At 71.2% G+C, this 20,693-nt stretch carries 21 protein-coding genes; 11 read left to right on the top strand and 10 right to left on the bottom strand.

Going from position 1 to position 20,693, the window contains the following annotated elements; all coding sequences use genetic code 11:
* Positions 1-34: 34 nt before the first annotated feature.
* The 7 genes from ccsB to hemL form a co-directional block, all read right to left on the bottom strand.
* Positions 35-1,117 carry a c-type cytochrome biogenesis protein CcsB gene (gene ccsB / locus EES43_RS11995; RefSeq protein WP_124268721.1) on the bottom strand — a complete coding sequence of 361 codons (1,083 nt, stop codon included), beginning with the start codon at positions 1,115-1,117 and terminating at the stop codon, positions 35-37.
* Complete coding sequence (locus tag EES43_RS12000; RefSeq protein ID WP_124268722.1) at positions 1,114-2,970, bottom strand: cytochrome c biogenesis protein ResB; 1,857 nt, start codon at positions 2,968-2,970, stop codon at positions 1,114-1,116. The genes ccsB and EES43_RS12000 overlap by 4 nt, the downstream gene beginning before the upstream one ends.
* Before the next feature lie 4 nt (positions 2,971-2,974).
* Complete coding sequence (locus EES43_RS12005) at positions 2,975-3,697, bottom strand: cytochrome c biogenesis CcdA family protein (RefSeq protein ID WP_124271931.1); 723 nt, start codon at positions 3,695-3,697, stop codon at positions 2,975-2,977.
* A gap of 37 nt (positions 3,698-3,734) precedes the next feature.
* Positions 3,735-4,337 carry a TlpA family protein disulfide reductase gene (locus tag EES43_RS12010; protein WP_124268723.1) on the bottom strand — a complete coding sequence of 201 codons (603 nt, stop codon included), beginning with the start codon at positions 4,335-4,337 and terminating at the stop codon, positions 3,735-3,737.
* A gap of 67 nt (positions 4,338-4,404) precedes the next feature.
* Positions 4,405-5,667 carry a polysaccharide deacetylase family protein gene (locus tag EES43_RS12015; protein ID WP_124268724.1) on the bottom strand — a complete coding sequence of 421 codons (1,263 nt, stop codon included), beginning with the start codon at positions 5,665-5,667 and terminating at the stop codon, positions 4,405-4,407.
* 320 nt (positions 5,668-5,987) lie between these two features.
* Positions 5,988-6,689, bottom strand: a complete 702-nt coding sequence (locus EES43_RS12020; protein WP_124268725.1) for a histidine phosphatase family protein — start codon at positions 6,687-6,689, stop codon at positions 5,988-5,990.
* A complete protein-coding gene (hemL, locus tag EES43_RS12025; protein WP_206430039.1) occupies positions 6,686-7,993 on the bottom strand; it encodes a glutamate-1-semialdehyde 2,1-aminomutase in 1,308 nt (435 codons plus the stop codon). The genes EES43_RS12020 and hemL overlap by 4 nt, the downstream gene beginning before the upstream one ends.
* A 447-nt stretch (positions 7,994-8,440) precedes the next feature.
* On the opposite strand from hemL, the gene EES43_RS12030 reads away from it, so the two are divergent.
* On the top strand, positions 8,441-9,025 hold the full coding sequence (locus tag EES43_RS12030) for a hypothetical protein (RefSeq protein WP_124268726.1): 585 nt from the start codon (positions 8,441-8,443) through the stop codon (positions 9,023-9,025).
* A 492-nt stretch (positions 9,026-9,517) separates the two neighbouring features.
* On the opposite strand, the gene EES43_RS30615 is transcribed toward EES43_RS12030, so the two are convergent.
* Positions 9,518-9,826, bottom strand: coding sequence for a hypothetical protein (locus tag EES43_RS30615; RefSeq protein WP_164493160.1), 309 nt, complete (start codon positions 9,824-9,826; stop codon positions 9,518-9,520).
* 418 nt (positions 9,827-10,244) lie between these two features.
* Between EES43_RS30615 and EES43_RS12040 the strand changes: the two genes are divergently transcribed.
* The 3 genes from EES43_RS12040 to EES43_RS30620 all read left to right on the top strand — a co-directional run bounded on the left by EES43_RS12040 (position 10,245) and on the right by EES43_RS30620 (position 13,635).
* Positions 10,245-10,754, top strand: coding sequence for a hypothetical protein (locus EES43_RS12040; RefSeq protein ID WP_124271933.1), 510 nt, complete (start codon positions 10,245-10,247; stop codon positions 10,752-10,754).
* Positions 10,754-13,006, top strand: a complete 2,253-nt coding sequence (locus EES43_RS12045) for a hypothetical protein (RefSeq protein ID WP_124271934.1) — start codon at positions 10,754-10,756, stop codon at positions 13,004-13,006. Before EES43_RS12040 ends, EES43_RS12045 begins: the two co-directional genes overlap by 1 nt.
* Positions 13,007-13,134: 128 nt before the next feature.
* On the top strand, positions 13,135-13,635 hold the full coding sequence (locus EES43_RS30620; protein ID WP_164493161.1) for a hypothetical protein: 501 nt from the start codon (positions 13,135-13,137) through the stop codon (positions 13,633-13,635).
* Positions 13,636-13,855: 220 nt separating this feature from the next.
* On the opposite strand, the gene EES43_RS12050 is transcribed toward EES43_RS30620, so the two are convergent.
* Complete coding sequence (locus tag EES43_RS12050) at positions 13,856-14,404, bottom strand: cupin domain-containing protein (RefSeq protein ID WP_124268727.1); 549 nt, start codon at positions 14,402-14,404, stop codon at positions 13,856-13,858.
* A gap of 173 nt (positions 14,405-14,577) precedes the next feature.
* On the opposite strand from EES43_RS12050, the gene EES43_RS12055 reads away from it, so the two are divergent.
* The 6 genes from EES43_RS12055 to EES43_RS12080 all read left to right on the top strand — a co-directional run bounded on the left by EES43_RS12055 (position 14,578) and on the right by EES43_RS12080 (position 18,276).
* A complete protein-coding gene (locus EES43_RS12055) occupies positions 14,578-14,793 on the top strand; it encodes a hypothetical protein (protein WP_124268728.1) in 216 nt (71 codons plus the stop codon).
* Between the two features lie 450 nt (positions 14,794-15,243).
* Positions 15,244-15,978, top strand: coding sequence for a Mut7-C RNAse domain-containing protein (locus EES43_RS12060; RefSeq protein WP_124268729.1), 735 nt, complete (start codon positions 15,244-15,246; stop codon positions 15,976-15,978).
* 162 nt (positions 15,979-16,140) lie between these two features.
* A complete protein-coding gene (locus EES43_RS12065) occupies positions 16,141-16,899 on the top strand; it encodes an SDR family NAD(P)-dependent oxidoreductase (protein ID WP_124268730.1) in 759 nt (252 codons plus the stop codon).
* Between the two features lie 164 nt (positions 16,900-17,063).
* On the top strand, positions 17,064-17,477 hold the full coding sequence (locus tag EES43_RS12070; protein ID WP_124268731.1) for a phage holin family protein: 414 nt from the start codon (positions 17,064-17,066) through the stop codon (positions 17,475-17,477).
* Entirely contained in the window at positions 17,474-18,013 is a 540-nt protein-coding gene (locus EES43_RS12075; RefSeq protein ID WP_124268732.1) for a DUF3618 domain-containing protein, read from the top strand. Before EES43_RS12070 ends, EES43_RS12075 begins: the two co-directional genes overlap by 4 nt.
* Positions 18,010-18,276 (top strand): DUF4235 domain-containing protein, encoded by a 267-nt coding sequence (locus EES43_RS12080; RefSeq protein WP_124268733.1) that lies wholly within the window; start codon positions 18,010-18,012, stop codon positions 18,274-18,276. The genes EES43_RS12075 and EES43_RS12080 overlap by 4 nt, the downstream gene beginning before the upstream one ends.
* A gap of 129 nt (positions 18,277-18,405) precedes the next feature.
* Here EES43_RS12080 and EES43_RS12085 read toward each other — a convergent pair whose 3' ends face one another.
* Positions 18,406-19,599: an RtcB family protein gene (locus EES43_RS12085; protein WP_124268734.1), complete on the bottom strand. Its 1,194-nt coding sequence runs from the start codon at positions 19,597-19,599 to the stop codon at positions 18,406-18,408.
* A gap of 171 nt (positions 19,600-19,770) precedes the next feature.
* On the opposite strand from EES43_RS12085, the gene EES43_RS12090 reads away from it, so the two are divergent.
* Positions 19,771-20,586, top strand: coding sequence for a DUF3558 domain-containing protein (locus EES43_RS12090; protein ID WP_124268735.1), 816 nt, complete (start codon positions 19,771-19,773; stop codon positions 20,584-20,586).
* Positions 20,587-20,693 lie beyond the last annotated feature (107 nt).

The following is a 20,693-nucleotide window of genomic DNA, read 5'->3' on the forward strand; positions in this document are numbered from 1 at the left end:
CGTGTCGGTCTCGGTCTCGGTCTCGGTCGCGGGATCAGACGCCGGCGTACGAGTGCTTGCCGTTGACGAAGATGTTCACGCCGTAGTAGTTGAACAGCCAGCAGCCGAAGGCCAGCAGCGCCAGGTAGGCGGCCTTGCGGCCCTTCCATCCGGCGGTGGCGCGGGCGTGCAGGTAGGCGGCGTAGGCGACCCAGGTGATGAAGGACCAGACCTCCTTGGGGTCCCAGCCCCAGTACCGGCCCCAGGCGTCGCCCGCCCAGATCGCGCCCGCGATGATCGTGAACGTCCACAGCGGGAAGACGGCCGCGTTGACCCGGTACGCGAACTTGTCCAGCGACGAGGCCGAGGGCAGGCGCTCCATGACGGAGGCGGCGAACGCGCCGGGCTTCCCGCCGGAGGCGACCTTGCTCTCGTAGCTGTCGCGGAACAGGTAGAGCACCGTGCCGACCGCGCCGAGGTAGAAGACGGCCCCGCAGATGATCGCGGTCGAGACGTGGATCCACAGCCAGTACGAGTGCAGCGCGGGCACCAGCTGGTCGCTGTCGGTGTAGAGCGTGGTCGTCGCGATGCCGAGGTCCAGCAGGACGGTGGCCACCAGCGGGAGGCCGATCCAGCGGACGTTCTTCTTCAGCAGGAGCAGCAGGAGGTACGAGCCGACGGCCACCGTGGAGAAGGTGATCGAGAACTCGTACATGTTGGCCCACGGGGCCCGCTGCACCGACAGGGCGCGGGTCGCGACGCCGCTCGCCTGGACCAGGAAGGCCACGACCGTCAGCGCGATCGCGATCCGGCCCCACAGGTCGCCCTTGAACGTACCGCCGGCCGCGCCCGGACCGTCGGGCACGTCGCGCGTCCCGGCGGCGGCGCGGGTGACGATCTCGGGGCGTTCCAGCACGGCGGTGCCGCCGGCCGCGGCGGAGCGCACCGTCACGGCGGGCGCGGTCGCGCCCTTCTTCCCGGGCAGCGCGGCGGCGGTGCGGCCGACCTTGCTGCGGCTGCCGAGGACCCACTCCGCGATGTGCGCGAAGAACGCCAGGGTGTAGACGGCCATCGACGAATAGATCAGAACGTTGCTGATCTCCGCCAGGTTCTCGTTGGTAGCGGCGGCGAGATTCACTTCTCAGCCCCTTCGGCAGGTGCTTCGTGAGGGTGTACGGGCCGGCTCCCGGCCTCGTTCGTGGCATCGGGTGCGTCGGATGCGTCGGGTGCGTCGGGTGCGTCCGGGGCATGCGCGGCGGGCGCGACGGGCGCGGTGGTGACGAGGGCGCTCGCGAGGTCGCCCAGTTCTTCGGGGAGCCTCGCCGACTCGCTGCGGCCCAGACCGGCCAGCTCGACGACGGTCACCCCGTCCGGGCCGCGCACCGCCCGCACCCAGACGCGGCGGCGCTGGATGAACAGCGACGCGGCGAGGCCGCCGATGGCGGCGACGCCTCCGGTGAGCGCCCAGCCGGAGCCCGGCTGCTGCGAGATCTGGAAGCTGGCCCATTCCTCGACGCCCTCGAAGGTGATCGAGCCGCCGCCGTCGGGCAGCACCATCTTCTCGCCGGGGCGCATCCGCTGCTTGAGCTTCCCGCCCTTCGCGTCCTTGAACGCCGTCATCTTGGACGTGTTCAGCTGGTACACGTTCTGCGGGAGGCCGGAGTCGACGCCGAGCGACCCGTAGTAGCCGTTGAGGGCGAGCACCGGGTAGTCGGCGGCGGGGAACTGGGAGAACATCGTGCCCTGGCCGGCTCCGGCGAAGGTCGGTACGAAGAACGCCTGGAAACCGAGCTGGGTCTTCTTGCCGTTCTTGTCGCGGTAGCCGTCCATCACCTTGACCGCGCCGGTGGAGGTGATGTTGTTGTCGATGGGCAGCAGGGGCACCGCGCTGCGCGAGACGACCTTGCCGCGACCGTCGCGGACCGTGAGGACCGGGGCGTAGCCGTGGGCGATGAGGTAGACCTTGGTGCCGTCCACCACGAGCGGTTCGTTGACCTTGATGACGCCCTTGCGCATCGCGCCGTCGGCGCCCTCGGAGTACTGCACGCGGGCCTCGAAAGTCCGCGGGGTGCCGCGCTGCGGGCCGCTCTTCGCGTACGTGCCGACGAAGTCGTCCAGCACGAAGCTGAAGGGCGCCAGCGATTCCGTGTCGTACAGCGAACCGGACTTGAAGTCGTCGTACTGGGTGAGGGTGTTGGAGAAGCCGTCGCCCTCGACGACGAGCTTGCCGCCCTCGGACTTGAAGAGCTGCCCGGCGGCGAAGGCGACGAGCATCACGATGAGCGCGATGTGGAAGACCAGGTTCCCGGCCTCGCGGAGGTAGCCCTTCTCGGCCGCGACGGCGTCGCCCACGACGTGCCCGCGGAAGCGCCGCTTGCGCAGCGCGGCGAGCGCCGCCTCGCGGACCTGCTCGGGCTGCGCCTCGGTGCGCCAGGTGCTGTACGCGGGCAGCCGGGTCAGCCGCTTGGGCGCGCCCGGCGGGCGGCTGCGCAGCTGGCCGACGAACTGGCCGGTGCGCGGCACGATGCAGCCGATGAGCGAGACGAACAGCAGGATGTAGATCGCGGAGAACCACACCGAGCTGTAGACGTCGAAGAGCTGGAGCTTCTCGTAGATCGGCGTGACGGTGGGGTTGGCCTCCTTGAAGGTCTGCACCTTCAGGTCGTCCACGCTGGTCTGCGGGATCAGCGATCCCGGGATGGCCCCCAGCGAGAGCAGGAAGAGGAGGATGAGCGCGACCCGCATCGAGGTGAGCTGGCGCCAGAACCAGCGCACCCAGCCGACCACGCCCATGGACGGCACGCCCGGTCCGGCCTCGGGCCGTTCCTCGCGCGGGGCGGTGGAAAGCCGCTCGCCGGCGGCGCCGAGGGCGCGCGCCTGCTGCTCGCGCTCGTCCGTGCGCCTCTGGTCCTCCGTGCGCCTCTGCTCGTCCGCGCGTTTCCGCTCGTCCGCGCGCTTCTGCTCGTCCGTGCTGCCGTTCAGCTTGCTCATGAACTCAGATCCCCACAACGAAACCGCTGGACCAGCTCTGCATCTGCTGCATCAGCGTGGCCCACACACCGGTCAGCAGCAGGATTCCGGTCACGATCATCATGCCGCCGCCGATCCGCATGACCCATGCGTAGTGGCGCTTGACCCAGCCGAACGCGCCGAGTGCCCTGCGGAAGGCGACCGCGGCCAGGACGAACGGGACACCGAGTCCGAGACAGTACGCGACGGTCAGTATCGCGCCGCGTCCGGCGGTGCCCTCGTTGAACGCGAGCGTGCTCACGGCGGCGAACGTCGGACCGATGCAGGGCGTCCAGCCGATGCCGAAGAGAGCGCCGAGCAGCGGCGCGCCGGCCAGGCCGCTCACCGGCCGCTTGTGGAAGCGGAACTCGCGCTGCGTCACGCCCGGCAGGAGCCCCATGAAGAAGATCCCCAGCAGGATCATCAGGACGCCGAGCACCTTGTTCAGCACCTCGGAGTACGTCTGGAGCTCGCGGCCGAAGTAGCCGAAGAGCGCTCCGCCGGAGACGAAGACGACGGTGAAGCCGAGGACGAAGAGGGTGGCGCCCGCGACCACCCGGCCGCGCCGGGCCTCGGCCAGGTCGGTGCCGGTGACCCCGGTGACGTAGCTCAGATAGCCGGGGACCAGGGGCAGCACGCACGGGGAGAAGAACGAGATGAGGCCGGCCAGCAGCGCGATGGGCAGGGACACCAGCAGGGTCCCGCTCATGACGGTTCCGTCCAGGGCGGCGAGCGTGGTCACCGGATCACTTCTCCGCGATGATCGGGTCGATCATCTCGCGCAACTGGTCGGCGTCGAGCGCCTGGAGCGTGCGGGCCGCGATCTTCCCGTCCCGGTCGATGATCACCGTGGACGGGATGGCCTGCGGGTTGAGCGTGCCCTTGGGGAAGCGGAGGATGAGCTTGCCGATCGGGTCGAAGAAGCTCGGGTAGGTGATTCCGTAGTCCTTCTCGAAGTTCACCGCGGCGTCCCGCTGGGCGTCCCGGGTGTTGATCCCGAGGAACTGCACGCCCTGGTCCGCGGTCTCCTTCGAGACCTTCGCGAAGTACTTCGCCTCCAGCCGGCAGGGGCCGCACCAGGAGCCCCAGACGTTGAGGACGACGACCTTGCCCTTGTAGTCGGCGAGGGCGAGCGGCTTGCCGTCGAGGCCGGTGCCCTCCAGCTCCGGGGCCGCCGCCCGTTCGCCCTTGGCGGCGGTGGAGATGCCTCCGCTGCCGGTGACGAAGTTGGTGTTGCCGCCGCCCCCGGCCTTGTTGCCGTCTCCGCACGCGGTCAGTGTGAGGGCGCCGGCCACGGCCGTGGCGGCGAGCAGGGTGAAGCGGCGTCGGTACAGGCGGCCAAGGCTCATGTGAAAAGTTTCGCATGGCAGTTCCGGGCTCTTCCCGCACCCCCCTCGGTGCCCGTAAAGCCCCTTGTCAAGCCTGTTTAAGGAACGCGTTCCAGCCGCCTGCGGGCGACTGCCCCACCTCCAGGGTGCGGAGCTTGGCGAGCACGGCGGGATCCTGTGCGTCGAGCCAGTCGACGAACTGGCGGAACGAGACGAGGCGCACATCCGGCTTGCCCGCCACCTGCTTGATCACTTCCTCCACGGCGTCCATGTAGATCCCGCCGTTCCACTCCTCGAAGTGGTTGCCGATGTAGAACGGCGCGCGATTCGACTCGTACGCGCGCCGGAAACCGGCGAGATAGGCGCCGGTCGCCTGCGTGCGCCAGCCCGGATAGCGCGACGGCATGCCCTTGGTGGAATTCCGGGACTGGTTGGCGAGGATGTTGTAGTCCATCGACAGGACCTCGAAGGAGTGGCCCGGGAACGGCATCCCCTGGAGCGGGAGGTCCCAGACGCCGCCGCGCTTGACGGGCCACATCTGCCGTCCGCCGGGGGAACTGGCGTCGTAGCGCCAGCCCAGTCTGCTCGCGGTCGGCAGCAGATCGTCCTGTCCGAGCAGACACGGGGTACGGCCGCCGACCAGTTCCTTGCGATAGTCGAACGGCAGCGGGTCCAGGTCTTTCCAGCCGGTATTGGTCCGCCATTCCGTGACGAAGGACATGGCCTGGTCGATCTCGCTCCGCCATTGCGCGGGCGTCCAGCGCTCCACGGTTCCGGAACCGCCGCAGAAATGGCCGTTGAAGTGGGTGCCGATCTCATGGCCCTCCAGCCAGGCCCGGCGCACGTACCGCAACGTCTCCTTGATATGACCGTCGGTGAGATAACCGATGTCCGACGCGCCCCGGGGGTTGTTCGGCGGGCGGTAGAGGGATTTCTTCGACTCGGGCAGCAGATACAGCCCGGAGAGGAAGAAGGTCATCGCCGCGTCGTGTTCCCGGGCCAGGTCGAGAAAGCGGGGGAAGAGCCCGTTGCCGACCTCTCCGGCCCCGTCCCAGGAAAAGATCACGAACTGCGGTGGGGTCTGGCCGGGTTCGAGCCGGACGGGGGCGGCCGGCTGGCGGGGCTGCTTTCCGGTGTCGGCGGTCGAACCGTCTCCGATCAGCCGGATCTCCTTCTTCGGCGTACCGTCGGCGCCGCCCTTGCCGCCGGTTCCGCCCTTGCCGCCGGTTCCGCCGTCGCCCTCGGGCCGGCCGCCGTCCGAGGAGCCGAGGGCCCCGCAGCCGGCCAGGCCGATCGCCGCTGCCGCGCCGAGTCCCGCTCCGAGCAGTCCCCTTCGTTCGATGTCGCGCATTCCGTCCCCATCCACCGGTCGTTCTATCTCAATGTCATACAAACTGCTGGGGTGTGAGAGGGGGCAGGCAACACGACGGTTCCCCACATTTGGGGAATTTCATTACGCTTTACCTTCCGACCCGCGACCTGAGCGGGCGGCGGCACGGAGAGACGGCCGGGCCGGGGAGCGCCCACCCACCCTCCGACCTTGCCGCGTCCACGTCAAGGAGCCCATCCGGCGGGGCGCCGGAAACGCCGGACGGGCCGCCGGTGGATCTCGGCGGCCCGTCGGACACGGCGTACGCGAAGCGGCGGAACGTCCCCGCGCGGGGAAGGATCTCAGGCGCCGAACGCCTTCGACTGCCCGGCCGCGCCCTTCACCGGCTTCGCGCCGGCCAGCAGGTGCGGGGGCACCAGGTCCCGGGCCGGTTCGGTGTAGCCGACCGAGACGATCTTGTCGCCGCGGTAGGTGAAGCTGGTCAGCGAGGCCAGCGTGCACTGGCGCTTGCGCGGGTCGTGCCACAGGCGCCGGCGCTCCACGAAGGAGCGGAGGATCCAGATCGGCAGCTGGTGGCTGACGCAGACCGCCTCATGCCCGCGCGCCGCGTCCCGGGCGGAATCGATCGCGCCCATCATCCGGACGACCTGCTCGATGTACGGCTCGCCCCACGACGGCCGGAACGGGTTGGTGAGGTGCTTCCAGTTGTCGGGCTTGCGCAGCGCGCCGTCGCCGACGCCGAACGTCTTGCCCTCGAAGACGTTGGCGGCCTCGATCAGGCGCTCGTCGGTGGCCAGGGCCAGGCCGTGCCCCTCGGCGACCGGGGCCGCCGTCTCCTGGGCCCGCTCCAGCGGGGAGGCGACGACATGGGTGACGTCGCGCTCGGCCAGGTGCCCGGCGACCCGGTCGGCCATCTGCCGGCCCAGCTCCGAGAGGTGGTAGCCGGGTCGCCGGCCGTAGAGGACGCCGTCCGGGTTGTCCACCTCGCCGTGGCGCACCACGTGGACCACGGTCAGCTCGTCGCGGCTCGCGTTCCCGCTCATGCGGTGGCCTCCGATGCGGCGCGGGCGGCGGCGGGCAGGGCGGCGGCGATCCGCTCGACGGCCCGCGCGTCGTGGGCGGTGGACACGAACCAGGACTCGAAGGAGGAGGGCGGCAGGTAGACGCCCCGCTCCAGCATCGCGTGGAAGAAGGCGGTGAACCGAAAGGAGTCCTGCTGCTTGGCGTCCTCGTAGTTCCGCACCGGCCGGTCGGTGAAGAAGACCGAGAACATGTTGCTCGCGGCGGAGACGGTGTGCGCGACCCCCTCCTTGGTGAGCGCGTCGCCCACCAGCGAGCGCAGCTCGGCGGAGACCGCGTCGATCGTCGCGTACGCCGCGTCGTCCAGCAGCCGCAGCTGCGCGAGGCCGGCGGCGGTGGCGACCGGGTTCCCGGAGAGGGTGCCCGCCTGGTAGACGGGGCCGGCCGGGGCGAGGTGGGCCATGACGTCGGCCCGGCCGCCGAAGGCCGCGGCCGGGAAGCCGCCGCCCATCACCTTGCCGAAGGTCATCAGGTCGGGCCGGACGCCGTCGACGCCGTACCAGCCGGCCTTCGACGTACGGAAGCCCGTCATGACCTCGTCGGAGATGTACAGAGCGCCGTCCGCCGCGCACAGCTCCTTGAGCCCGGCGTTGAATCCGTCCGCCGGCGGCACGACGCCCATGTTGCCGGGCGACGCCTCGGTGATCACGCAGGCGATCTCGCCGGGATGCGCGGCGAAGGCGGCGCGCACCGCGTCCAGGTCGTTGTACGGCAGGACGACGGTGTCGCCGGCCGTGGCACCGGTCACGCCCGGCGTGTCGGGGAGCCCGAAGGTGGCGAGGCCCGACCCGGCGGCGGCGAGCAGCGCGTCCACGTGCCCGTGGTAGCAGCCGGCGAACTTCACGACCTTGGCCCGGCCGGTGAATCCGCGGGCCAGCCGGATCGCGGACATGGTCGCCTCGGTGCCGGATGAGACCAGGCGCACCTGCTCCACCGGGGCGATCCGGGCGACGATCTCCTCGGCGAGCGCGACCTCGCCCTCGCCCGGCGTACCGAACGAGGTGCCGCGGGAGACCGCCTCCTGGACGGCGGCGATCACCTCCGGGTGAGAGTGGCCGAGAATCATCGGTCCCCACGAACAGACGAGGTCGACGTATTCCCGACCGTCGGCGTCGGTGAGATACGGACCGGTGCCGGACACCATGAACCGGGGCGTACCACCCACGGCCCGGAAGGCACGTACAGGAGAGTTCACGCCGCCGGGCGTCACGACGGACGCCCGGTCGAACAGCGACTGCGAAACTGGGGCTTCGTATGAATACGCCACTTTGGTCCTGATCTGCGATGCGGATGTCGGGGGCGGGCCGGAATGTCTCGGCCACCGGTGAGCGGGAAAGGCGTCCCCCTCGTATCACGAAAGGGCGTCAGCCCTCCAAGAGCTGTCCCGCATTCCCTGGCGGACGCGCGACGACAGCCACGGCACCTCGCCGCGCTGTCGGAACGTCCGCATACATCCAGTATGAGGACGCCCCTCCGCCTTGCGATGCACCGCATCCGACGCCGCACGCCGATCCACCAGGAATTACGGGACAACCCTCGGCGTCTGCGAAACTGGGGCGACATAGGGAAAGCTCACACATGCCATGGTGTCAGAGCCGTGGACGGTCTTGCGGACAGGTGTTTCACCGCACGCCCGCGGGGGAGGTCACTGACACGATGATCGGGTTGCGCGGCGGGGGCTGTGTCTCCTAAGAAGTAGTCGGGTGGATGAGATATGCATCGCGGTGGCGGAGTGGGCGAAGGGACGGACGACCTGGGGCCCGAGCCTGCCCGACGAGGGCGGCACCGGCGCAGGGCCGAGCGCGTACAGGGCACGGGCGCGGACAGCGCGCCGGCCCCCGGGAGCAGGAGCGGTGGCGGGATGGGGGTGACCTACAAGTACTTCGGCGCCCCGAACGGGGCCACGGCCGCACGGGTGCCCATCTCGATGCGCCCCGAGGAGCTCGGCGGCGACGAACTGGGCATGGGCGGCATGTTCACCAAGATCAAGCCGGAGACGGTGGCCGCCATGGTCCTGACCGGCATCCAGGGCATACCCCTGCACCAGGTCCCCCCGCTCGAACTGGTCGTCCTCCACCCCGACTACGCGGTGGTCAAACTCCCGATGACCGTCGTCGACCCGCTGCGCGGCGTCGGCGAGGAGTCCGTCGGCGCGGCGGCCTTCATCTGGTCCACGGTCCCCGACCGCGGCGGCCCGCGCGACGCCTTCAACGTCTACCAGCTGCTCCACGAGTGGCAGGACTTCTCCCACCGCCTGCACGACGCGGGCCACCAGGCGTACTGCCTGGTGTGGCCGTGACCTGGGGCTTCTTGGATTCGGGCGAGCCTTTCGGACTCCGCCCCGTCATGTACCGGCAGGGCCGTCGGTCTCGCCGGATGCGGTGACCCGCGCCGCCTGCGACGTATGCACGCCCGGCGGTGGATCGAGGGCGAACGAAGCTCCGGCCGCCGGTGGCCCCACATCGCCCAGGCGCCGGCACTGGACCCCGAGGCGATCAACCTCCCGGAACCCATGCCCCGCGGCACTCCACACCGATGCCGCTGCACCAGTCCTGCATCTGGGAAGGAGCGACGTGGAACGTCGGGAGTTCATCCTCGCCTCCAGCGGATACGCGCTGTCCGCACTCAGCCTGTCCGACGTGGACAGCATCACCCGCCGGACCGGGACCGCCCTTCCCGGAGCCCTCCGCGTCGGACAGGGCGAGGTGGCCGCCGTACGCCACATGGTCAAGGTCCTCGGCGACTCCGCCTCCGAACTCGGCGGCGGGCACGCCCGGCACCTGGCCGTCCGCTACCTCACCCAGGACGTCGCCCCTGGCTGGAGGGCCGCTTCACCGAAGCCACCGGCCGCGACCTGTTCGCCGCCGCCTCCCAGCTCGTCCACCTCGCCGGCTGGATGGCCCAGGACGAAGGCGACACCCCCGAACTCCGCGGCCTCGCCCAGCGCTACTACGCGCACTCCTTCCGCCTGGCCGCCGAAGCCGGCGACCCCGAGCTGTCCGCCACGGCTCTCCGCGGCCTCGGCGTGCAGTGCGTCGACCTCGGGCACCGGGCCGAAGCCGTCCAACTCGGCGAAGCCTGCGTGGAGTACGGCCGCCACCTCGACAACCCGCGTGCCGTCGCCTACTACGAGGCCACCCTCGCCAACGCCGCCGCCCAGGACGACGACCGCCGCATGGCCACCAAGCACCTCGCCCTGTCCGAGACCGCCATCGGCAAGCCGACCGCCGCGCCCGGCGACTCCTGGGCCGCCCCCTACTCCCCCGGCCGCTGGGCGCACGAATCCGGCATGATCCTCGCCCGGCTCGGCGACCTCGACGCCAGGCGTGACCCCTCTCCTCCGGAGCGTCCAGCGCCCCGTGCCCGGTGCAGAACGGGCTTCCAGGACCTTCGTACGGATACCGTCGAGCCCCCGTCGCCGGGGCCGACGGCGCGGCCCCGCCACGGCCGGGAGCCATTGCTACGTTTAGCCGGAGCACGAACATCCGGACGGTACGCACGGGGGAAAGGGACCAGCGATGGCGTGGGACGAGTGGGAGCAGCTGAAGGCGTCGGCGGCGCAGAAGCAGGCGACGGGAATGCAGTTGAACGGGCTGCCGCCGGAGGACAGACCGAACGCCGGAGGGCCCCAGGGCGATCTGCGGGTGGACCAGCAGGATCTGGCCGCGATCGGCGACAAGGCGTTCACCCTCTACAACCGGCTGTGGAAGGAGGCGCGGGTCGTCAGCACGGACACGACCGCGAGCGACCTGACCTCGCAGGGGTTCGAACTGGGCGGTGCCCTGGCGCACGTGGCCACCCGCTGGGACCGGCAGCTCGCCTCCGTGATGGACGCCTGCGCGCTCATCTCGAACCACATGGACTTCACCAAGAACGCGCACCAGGGCGACGAGTACTTCATCCAGCGCCACGTGAGCAGCATCGACACGCTCGACGCCGGTTTCGACGAGTCCTACGCGCCGCCGGGCGAGAAGAACCCGGTGTACGGCGAGAAGGAGAAGGACGAGAAGGGCAAGGGCGGCTCCTGATGGACTTCGAATCCCTGCATTCGGCCAACTTCAAACAGCTCGACGACACGGTCACCGACTGGACGAGCATGGTCTCCAAGCTCGACGAGCTGGAGCGCGAGGCCCGGGAAGGGCTCGGCGGCCAGGCGGCCAAGGCCGACTGGGCCGGGTACAACGCCGCCGTCTCCCGCGAGTTCATCGGCAGGACCGCGGGCGAGTTCGACGACGCCCACACCCAGGCGACGTCCATCCGCAACATCCTCCGCGACACCCGCGACGAGCTGAAGACCCAGCAGCGGCTGCTCAAGGAGGCCGTCGAGCGGGGCCGCGGCAAGAGTCTGACCGTCACGTCGCAGGGCTCCGGGTTCACCGTGGTGTCGAACCCGGACACCGACGCCTCGGACGACTCCGCCGACGCGTCCGCGGCCAAGGCGCTCCGCACGGAGCTCCAGGGCATCCTCGACCGGGCCACCGAGCTGGACGCCTCCGGCTCGACGGCCCTCAAGGCGCTCGTCGACCTCACCGACTACGGGTTCTCCGGAGCGGAGTACCAGGACCGCGACGCAGCCGCCGCGGCGCTCAAGGAGGCGGAGAAGCTGGCCGCGCTCGCCAAGAAGAACCCGGAGGACCTGACCGTCGAGGAGTTCGACGCCCTCAACAACGGTCTGAAGAAGTACTCCGGCGACGAGCTGTTCGCCGAGCACTTCGCCACCGGCCTCAAGGCGAGCGGCACCCTGGACTTCTGGGCCAGGCTCAACGAGCCGAGCGCCAACCCCGAGCTGTTCCACGAGCGCCGCGAGCAGTTCGACGACCTCCAGAAGAGCCTCGGCCTCACGCTCGCCAACGCCACCCAGAGCGACACCCCGGCCATGACCGAGTGGAAGCGGGAGATGGTCGAGCTGGGCGACAAGCCGGTCGGCCGGAACGGCGGAATGCCGTTCGGCGTCCAGGTCATGAGCAACCTCATGCGGTGGGGCGACTACGACGACCGGTTCCTCGGCCAGTACGGCGACAAGCTCATGGACGCCGAGCGCAAGCTCACGGACAACGGCCAGCACGTCGCCTGGCAGCGCATGGGCTTCGACCCCTACCTCAACCGGACGGGCAGCGACACGGGCTGGGACCCCATGACGGGGTTCATGAAGGCCCTGTCGAACAGCCCGGACGCGGCCACGGACTTCTTCAGCGAGGAGTTCGTCGGGAAGGACGAGGACCACAAGGAGGCCCTGTCCAACTTCGACTACCTCTTCGAGGAGCGGGACTGGCCCCAGGACATCGACTCCGAGGGCGAGGAGAGCAACACCGGCCGCAACAACATGGCCCTGGCCCTCGAAGCCGCCACGACGGGCCACCGGGCGGGCGAGCTGCCCACGGCCGACACCCCGGCGCACAACGAGAAGCAGGCCAAGCTGATGGAGAGCCTGGTGGCCTCCATCTCCGAGGACGACGAGCGCCTCACCAAGCACGGTTACATGTCCGACAGCATCGGGCAGATCGCCTCCGAGTACCTTCCCGACATCAACCGCGCGACCACGGACACCGATCCGGAGGACAAGGCCGCCCGGGAGAGGATCGAGAAGCTCTTCCCGCTGGCCGGCTCCGAGGCCGTGATGAACCACCGCGACGTCTCCCGCTTCCTGCTCACCGTCGGCCAGGACCCGGAGGGGTACGCGGCCGTCGAGGTGAGCCAGAAGGCGTACATGGCCAACCTGATGGACCACCACCTCAACCCGGACCTCCCGGCCGACCAGCGCTACACCGGCGACAGGCAACTGCTCGTCAGCGAGATCGCCCATGTGTCGGGCGAGGTCTCCGGCACGCTCAACGTGGGCCGGCAGGAGGCCGTGGCCGGACCCGCCGAGGAGTCGGACAAGAAGTACGAGCAGTCCGTGGCGCAGTGGAAGAGCGGCATCTCCGGCGGGATCGGCACGGGCATCGGCGTGGGCGTCTCCTTCATCGCGAGCCCGGTCGTGGGCGCGGCGGTCGGCGGCGGCGCCAGCACCGTGAGCGGACTGATCCTGGAGGGGCTGTTCCAGGACGCCGAGGGCAAGGCGAAGGACGAGGCCGGCGCGAAGATGGGCGAGCACTGGGAGAACGGCCAGGACAACAACATCAAGTACACCCGCAACGCGGCCGAGGAGGCCGCCAAGGCCCACGGTCTGCCCGACTCGGGCGACATCGGCGAGTGGGCGCGTACGGGTTCACGCGACGGCTATCTGGCGGCAGGCGCCTACGCGGACCGCGTGGCCCCGGAACTCCAGACGGACATCTGATGGGCAGGACGTTGACCAGCACACGGACACCCGCAGGACACGCAGGACACGCAGGAAACACAGCGCAGGCGGGGCGGGCGGGGCGCGAGGCGGGGCGCGTTCTTCGGCGCGCCTCGCCCGTCGCGCTCGTGCTGGCCGCGGCGACCGCGCTCGCCGGCTGCTCGGCGGACGCGGAGGAGACGAGGGACTACGCCGTGCCCGCCGCCCTGTGCGGCGCCCCCGTCCCGGCCGGTCTCCTGACGCCCTTCCTGCCGCCGGGCTCGAAGATCTCGCTCGAGGACACCGCGCCCGTCGAGGGCGCCCGCCGCTGCAACGTCAGCGTCGACGGCGAGCTCGCCCTCGTGGCCAGCCGCGAGCGGTGGAAGCAGGACGAGGACCTGACGAAGGTCGCGTTCGCCCACGCCAAGCTGGAGGTGGACGAGTCGGAGGGCAGCGGCGCCTACCTGTACTCCGGCTCCGGGGCCGTCGGCCGGACGAAGGGCTGCGTGGATCCGGCGTTCCCCGGCCAGGGGCTGTTCACGGCCCTCCAGGTCTACGCGCCGGACCGCTCCGACGCGAAGGCGATGAAGGGCCTCATCACCGCGTACACGCGGTCCGTGGAGAAGGGCGGGGAGTGCGCGGGCGGTTGAGCCCGGACGGACCCGACGGAGGAGCCCGGCGGATCCGACGGAGGAGCCCGGCGGATCCGACGGAGGAGCCTGGACGGACCCGACGGAGGAGCCTCGGCGGACCCGGCGGATGAGCCGGGCCGCTGAGCACGCGAGGACCCGCCCTCCGGGTACGCCGTTCTTCGATCGCCGACGTTCCGAAAGCGGTTGCGGACCAGTCGGGGGGGAAAGGGCTGTCCGGTCAGTGCGGCGGGGTGTGCCGGAGAGGGGTGATCTGGTCGATGTCGTAGCGGACGCGCAGTGCGGCGATGGCGGTGTCCCGCTCGGCCGGCGGCGCGTCGGAGGTGAGGATGTCCAGCAGTTCCTCGAAGTAGCGTTCGTGGGCTGGTGGGGGTGAGGACTGGAGGATCATGCGGGCCGGCTCGCCGGTGGTGTTGGCGAACGCGTGCGGGCAGCCGGGGGGCACCTGGATGATGGTGCCGGGGGTGGCCCGGACGGCTTGCCGGCCGCTGAGGGATTCCCACTCGCGCCAGCTGTCCGGGGTCCGTACGCGGGGTTCGAAGGCGAGGACGGTGAGCTCGCCTTCGAGGACGTAGAAGAGTTCCTCGCTGTGGGCGTGGGCGTGGGCGCCGACGTCGAATCCGGCGGGGACGACGACCTCGAAGGTGGAGGAGACCGCGGAGTGTTCGCCGGTGACTTTGAAGGTGACCTGCTGGGCGCTGGCGGTCAGGGTGCGGCCCGCGCCGGGGGGCACGACGAGTCCGCTGGCGGCGGTTGCGATGTGGGTCATGGGGTCCTCACCAGGTGACGTGGGGGGTTCGGGGCCGCGGATCAAGGCCCCTGGTCCAGGGGTTCTGGTCGTCGGGTACGGCGAGAGCAGGACGAGGAAGCGGTCCCACAGGGAGGTGGCGATCGTCCGGAGCCCCGCGCGAGCCGGAGTGGAGCCCGGGAAGAAGTGGGGCCGTGGCCGAAAGCCGGGTGGGGATCGTCGGTGCGGTCGAAGTCCAGCATGGCGGGGTCGGTGAGGACGTCGGGATCGCGGTTGACGATCAGGACGGTCAGGGAGGACACGCATACCGGATCGCCCTCGGGAATGAGGACGACACCGCCGACGCCGACGTCCTGCACGGCGATGCGCGACAGGCCGCCCACCGCGTCGCGGCGGGGCAGACAGCCTAGCAGTTCCGCCACCGAACGTGGGGCGATTCCGGGCAGGTCGGGCGCGCCCCAGGCGTACACCTCGTTTCCCGGACGTCCGCTCTTCGGCTTCGTTCCCGGACGTCCGCCCCGCGGCTTCCTTCCCGGTGACGCTGCGGGCGGAGGCGGCAGGGCGGGCCGGTGCCGCTTCATCGGGGCCGCCGACGCTCATCGGGTCTTCCCTTCGGTCCAGCAGCGTGTTTCCTCAGCATGATCGGGACGGCAGCGACGGTTGTGCGTCTGCGACACGCTGGGCGGGGGCTTGATGCGCCGCGCGCGCCGTCCGGGGCCGTCGTCCGGCGCACCACGCGACGGGACCGGCACGTGCCCGAGCAATCGGCCTGACCGCACCACCACCCGGTCCCGCCCGATCAGGCCGCGGTGGGGAAAACCCGTTGAACGAAGGGCCCGGCCGGATGGCATCCTGACCGGGTGAACGGACCGGAGATCACCCTCGAAGTAGCCCCTGAGCTGCGACTCTTCGTCGCCCACGAGCGTCGCGCCGGCCGTACGGCCCTGATCACGGACGGCGTCTCGACGCTCGGCCACGTCGTCGAGTCCCTCGGCATCCCGCTCACCGAGGCCGGCGTCCTGCTGGTGGACGGCGGCCCGGTGGACCGCTCGCACGTCCCCGGCGCGGGCGAGCACGTGCGGGTGCGGGCGGTGGAACGGCCGCAGCGGGTGCCCGGGGCGCCGCTCCGCTTCCTCCTCGACGTCCATCTCGGCACGCTGGCACGCCGGTTGCGGCTGCTGGGCGTCGACGCGGCGTACGAGAGCGAGGACATCGGCGACCCCGCCCTGGCCGCCCTGTCGGCGCGGGAGCGGCGCGTCCTGCTCTCCCGCGACCGGGGGCTGTTGCGCCGGCGCGAGATCTGGGCCGGCGCGTACGTCTACAGCGACCGGCCGCAGGACCAGCTCCGCGACGTCCTCGGCCGCTTCGCGCCCGCCCTCGCCCCGTGGACCCGCTGCACCGCCTGCAACGGCACGCTGGCCGCGGCGGACAAGGACGCGGTCAGCGGCGTGCTGGAGCACGGCACGCAGCAGGCGTACGACGTGTTCGCCCAGTGCACGGCGTGCGCGCGGGTGTACTGGCGCGGGGCGCACCACGGCCACCTGGAGACGATCGTGTCCGACGCGGTCCGCGAGTTCGGCGGCGCGGCGGCCTGACGGCAGTCGGGCCCCGGACGGCCTGACGGCGTCGGGCCCCGGACCTGAGCCCGACCACGGTCCCGAGCCGGGCCACGGACCCCGGACCCGGCCCGGACCTGGTGCGCCGGCCCGGCTGCCTATCCTTGGCCCGTACCCGATCAGCTGTCCGAGGAGATCGCCATGGCCGCCACCCCCATCGCCGTCATCACCGGCGCGAGCAGCGGCATCGGCGCCGCCACCGCCCGTACGCTGGCCGCCGCCGGCTACCGGGTCGTGCTCACCGCGCGCCGCAAGGACCGCATCGAGGCGCTCGCCGCCGAGATCACCGCGGCGGGCCACCAGGCGACGGCGTACGCCCTGGACGTGACCGACCGCGGGGCCGTGGACGAGTTCGCCACCGCCTTCCGCTCCCTCGCCGTCCTGGTCAACAACGCGGGCGGCGCCCTGGGAGCCGACCCCGTGGCGACCGGGGACCCCGCCGACTGGCGGCAGATGTACGAGACGAACGTGATCGGCACCCTGAACGTCACCCAGGCCCTGCTGCCCGCCCTCACCGCGAGCGGCGACGGGACGGTCGTGATCCTCTCCTCGACGGCGGGCCTGTCGACGTACGAGGGCGGCGGCGGCTACGTGGCGGCCAAGCACGGCGAACACGTCCTGGCGGAGACGCTGCGGCTGGAGATCGTCGGCACCCCGGTCCGGGTCGTCGAGATCGCCCCCGGCATGGTCCGCACCGAGGAGTTCGCCACGACCCGGTTCCGCGGCGACACGGAGAAGGCGGCCAAGGTGTACGCGGGCGTCGACGCCCCGCTGACCGCCGAGGACGTGGCCGACACGATCGGCTGGGCCGTCACCCGCCCGAGCCACGTCAACATCGACCTCCTGGTGGTCCGCCCGCGCGCCCAGGCGTCCAACACGAAGGTCCACCGGGAACTCTGATCCCGCACCGCTCCTCCCCCCTGGCGCGGCTCCGCGCCCGGCCTGCTCGTCGACGGCCGGGCCCGGCCGGATCGATCGAGGGGGCGCGGTTCCGCATGCGGCGGGCGACCTCGGGTACCCGGCGGGCGGACAGGCGCGACGACGTGGCGAGAGGGAGCGGAGCGATGGAGACATCCGACCGGAGGGCGTCCGCGTCCCAGGAGCCGGTGGGCGAGCTGGTGAGGCAGGCATCGGACCAGATGTCCCGGCTGGTGCGCGAGGAACTGGCCCTGGCGCGTGCGGAGATGACGCATAAGGGCAAGCGGCTCGGGCGGGGCGGTGGACTGTTCGGCGGAGCCGGGCTGGTCGCGGTCGTCGCGGTGCAGGCGCTGGTCGCCACCGCGGTGATCGCCCTCGCCCTGGTGTGGCCGCTGTGGCTTTCCGCGCTGGTGGTCACGGCCCTGCTGTTCGCCCTGGCCGGGGTGCTCGCGGCGGCGGGCCGGAAGGAAGTCGCCGAGGCCGTCCCGCCCGCCCCGCGGCAAGCCGTGGACGGCGTCAAGGCGGATATCGCCCAGATCAAGGAGAGTGCACACCGATGACGGAGAAGGCGAACAACGGCCCGGACACCCCCACGCCGGAAGAGCTGCGCGCACGGGTGGAGGGAACGCGTGAGGAGCTGGGCCAGACGGTCGAGGCGCTGGCGGCCAAGGCCGACGTGAAGGCCCGGACCCAGGAGAAGGCCGCGGCGGCGAAGCAGAAGGCGGCCGAGGCGGCCGGGTTGGCGCACGACCGGACCACCGCCGCCAGGGAGAAGGCCACCGAAGCGGCGGGAAGGGCCCAGGAGATGGCGACCGAAGCGGCCGGGCGAGCCCAGGAGAAGGCGACCGAAGCGGCCGGACGGGCCCAGGAGAAGGCCGCGGAAGCCGCAGGCCAGGCCCAGGAGAAGGCGACCGCCGCCAAGGAGAAGGCCGTCCACCTCCTGCGGTCCGCCCGGGAGAGCACGCCCGAGCCCGTACGGGAGAAGGCGGCTCAGGCCGCCGCCGCGGCCAACCGGAACCGCGCCCTGGTGGCCGCCGGCGCCGCCGCGCTCGCCGTGGCGTTCGTCCTGGTGCGCCGGAGCGGAGGCCGCCGGTGAAGGCGTCCAAGGTCGCCTACAGGCCCGTGGGCATGGCCCTGGGAGCGCTCAGCGGCGTCATCGCCGGGGCCGTGTTCAAGCAGGTCTGGAAGAAGCTCGGGCACGACGACGACGCCCCCTACGCCACCGACCCCGACCGCGGCTGGCGCGAGGTGCTGACGGCGTCGGCGCTCCAGGGCGCGGTCTTCGCCGGAGTCAAGGCCGCCGTCGACCGGGCGGGCGCCACCGCCGTACAACGGGTCACCGGAACCTGGCCCGGCTGACGGCCCGAAGGCGGCACGCGAGGGGCGCCGCCGCATCGCGCGGCGGCGCCCCTCGGCCCTCCCCCCGCACCGGCCTCGGCGTCAGCCCTTGGCTCACACCCGTCCTCGGCCCTTGACGTACACCCGTCGTCAGCCCTTCACGCACACCAGCTGCCTGAGCTTGGCGACGACCTCCACGAGGTCCTGCTGCTGCTCCATGACCTGCTCGATGGGCTTGTACGCGGCCGGGATCTCGTCCACGACGCCGGAGTCCTTGCGGCACTCCACGCCCCGTGTCTGCTCCTCCAGGTCCTGGGTCGTGAAACGCCTCTTGGCCGCGTTCCGGCTCATCCGCCGACCGGCCCCGTGCGAGGCCGAGTTGAACGACCTCTCGTTCCCGAGGCCCTTGACGATGTACGAGCCGGTGCCCATGGAGCCCGGGATGATCCCGTAGTCGCCGGAACCGGCCCGGATCGCACCCTTGCGGGTGACCAGCAGGTCCATCCCGTCGTACCGCTCCTCCGCCACGTAGTTGTGGTGGCACGAGATGACCGGCTCGAACGTCACCCGGGCCTTCCGGAACTCCTTGCGGACGACCTCCTGGAAGAGCCCCATCATGATCGCCCGGTTGAACTTGGCGTACTCCTGGGCCCAGAAGAGGTCGTTGCGGTAGGCGGCCATCTGCGGGGTGTCCGCGATGAACACGGCCAGATCGCGGTCGACCAGCCCCTGGTTGTGCGGCAGCTTCTGCGCCTGGCCGATGTGGAAGTCCGCCAGCTCCTTGCCGATGTTGCGCGAGCCGGAGTGCAGCATCAGCCAGACGGCCCCGGCCTCGTCGAGGCAGAACTCGACGAAGTGGTTGCCCGAACCGAGCGTCCCCATCTGCTTGGTGGCCCGCTCCTGACGGAACCTGACCGCTTCGGCGATCCCGTCGAACCGCGCCCAGAAGTCGTCCCAGCCGGCCGTCGGGAACCCGTGCAGCCGCCCCGGGTCCACCGCGTCGTCGTGCATCCCGCGCCCCACCGGGATGGCCTCCTCGATCCGGGAGCGCAGCCGGGACAGGTCGCCGGGCAGGTCGTTCGCGGTCAGCGAGGTGCGGACCGCGGACATCCCGCAGCCGATGTCGACGCCCACCGCCGCCGGGCAGACCGCGCCGTGCATGGCGATCACCGAACCGACCGTGGCCCCCTTGCCGAAGTGGACGTCCGGCATGACGGCCAGGCCCTTGATCCACGGCAGCGTCGACACGTTGCGCAACTGCTGCATCGCGCCGCTCTCGACCGAGGCCGGATCGGCCCACATCCGGATGGGAACCTGCGCACCCGGCACCTCGACGTATGACATAACCCCTCGATTCCCCCGAAAAGACTGAAAGCGCAAAACCGGTGCCAAGATCGGCAAACAAGTCGGCCGACCGGCATTCACAGCGGCGCGTGCGATACACATTGTCTCCATCGGCCGCCTTCGAGCGGCAACCCGTTTTCGTACCGAAGGGAGCCTGGGACGGTGCGACACATGGCGTACGTACCCGGCGTCGCGCTCCTCGCAGTGCTCGCCGCCGGCTGCAGCGCCGGCTCCGACGGCGACGCGACCGACGCCGACAGCAAGCCCGGCGGCCCGACGGTCACGTCCGCGCCCCCGGGGAAGTACCGGACCCTGCCCGCCCCTTGCCGCGCCGTGCCGCGCGGCACGCTGCGGGACCTGCTGCCCGGGGCCGTCCCGCTGCCCGAGGACCAGCAGGAGAGGATCTTCCGCGGCACGCCGTCCGTCACGTACGACACGGACCGCAAGGTCGGCTGCACCTGGAAGGCGGACGCGCCGGACGCCTCGCGGAACCTCTCCATCGACTTCGAACGGGTGGTCTCCTACGACCCCGCGGTGAGCGACGACGACCGGGCCGCAGTGGTGTACGCGAAGAAGGAGGAGGCGGCCGGCCTGTCCTCCGCATCGGCGCCGAGCGCCGGGACGGGCGGAGGCAAGCCCGGCAGCGGGGGGTCCGCGGACGCGCAGGACCCGGACAGCACCGCCTCCGCACCCGGATCACCCCCCGCCTCCGGCTCGTCCGGGACCGCCGGAGATGACGGAGGAGACCTCCGGCCGCGCGTCCTCGGCGGACTCGGAAACGCCGCATTTCTGGACGATCAGCCCACACGGGCAGGTTCCGCCGCACAACAGCGCACGGTCAGCGTGGTATTCCGCACATCCAACGTGATCGTGACCGTCCGGTACGCCGAGCAGCCGGCGCTCGTGACCAAGGTGCCCGACAGCGGAGAACTACAGGAAAAGGCCCAGGCACTGGCCCGGAAGCTGGCCGAGGCGATCAGCGAGTAGACCCGTTCCGGCGGGCCCCGGCCGGCCGGAATCCGGCCCTCCGGGGCCCGTGAACGGGACGCCGCACGAGCCCGGGCCGTCGTAACGTGGCTCTCCGGAAGACCTAC

Source organism: Streptomyces sp. ADI96-02, assembly GCF_003846185.1.
GTDB lineage: Bacteria > Actinomycetota > Actinomycetes > Streptomycetales > Streptomycetaceae > Streptomyces.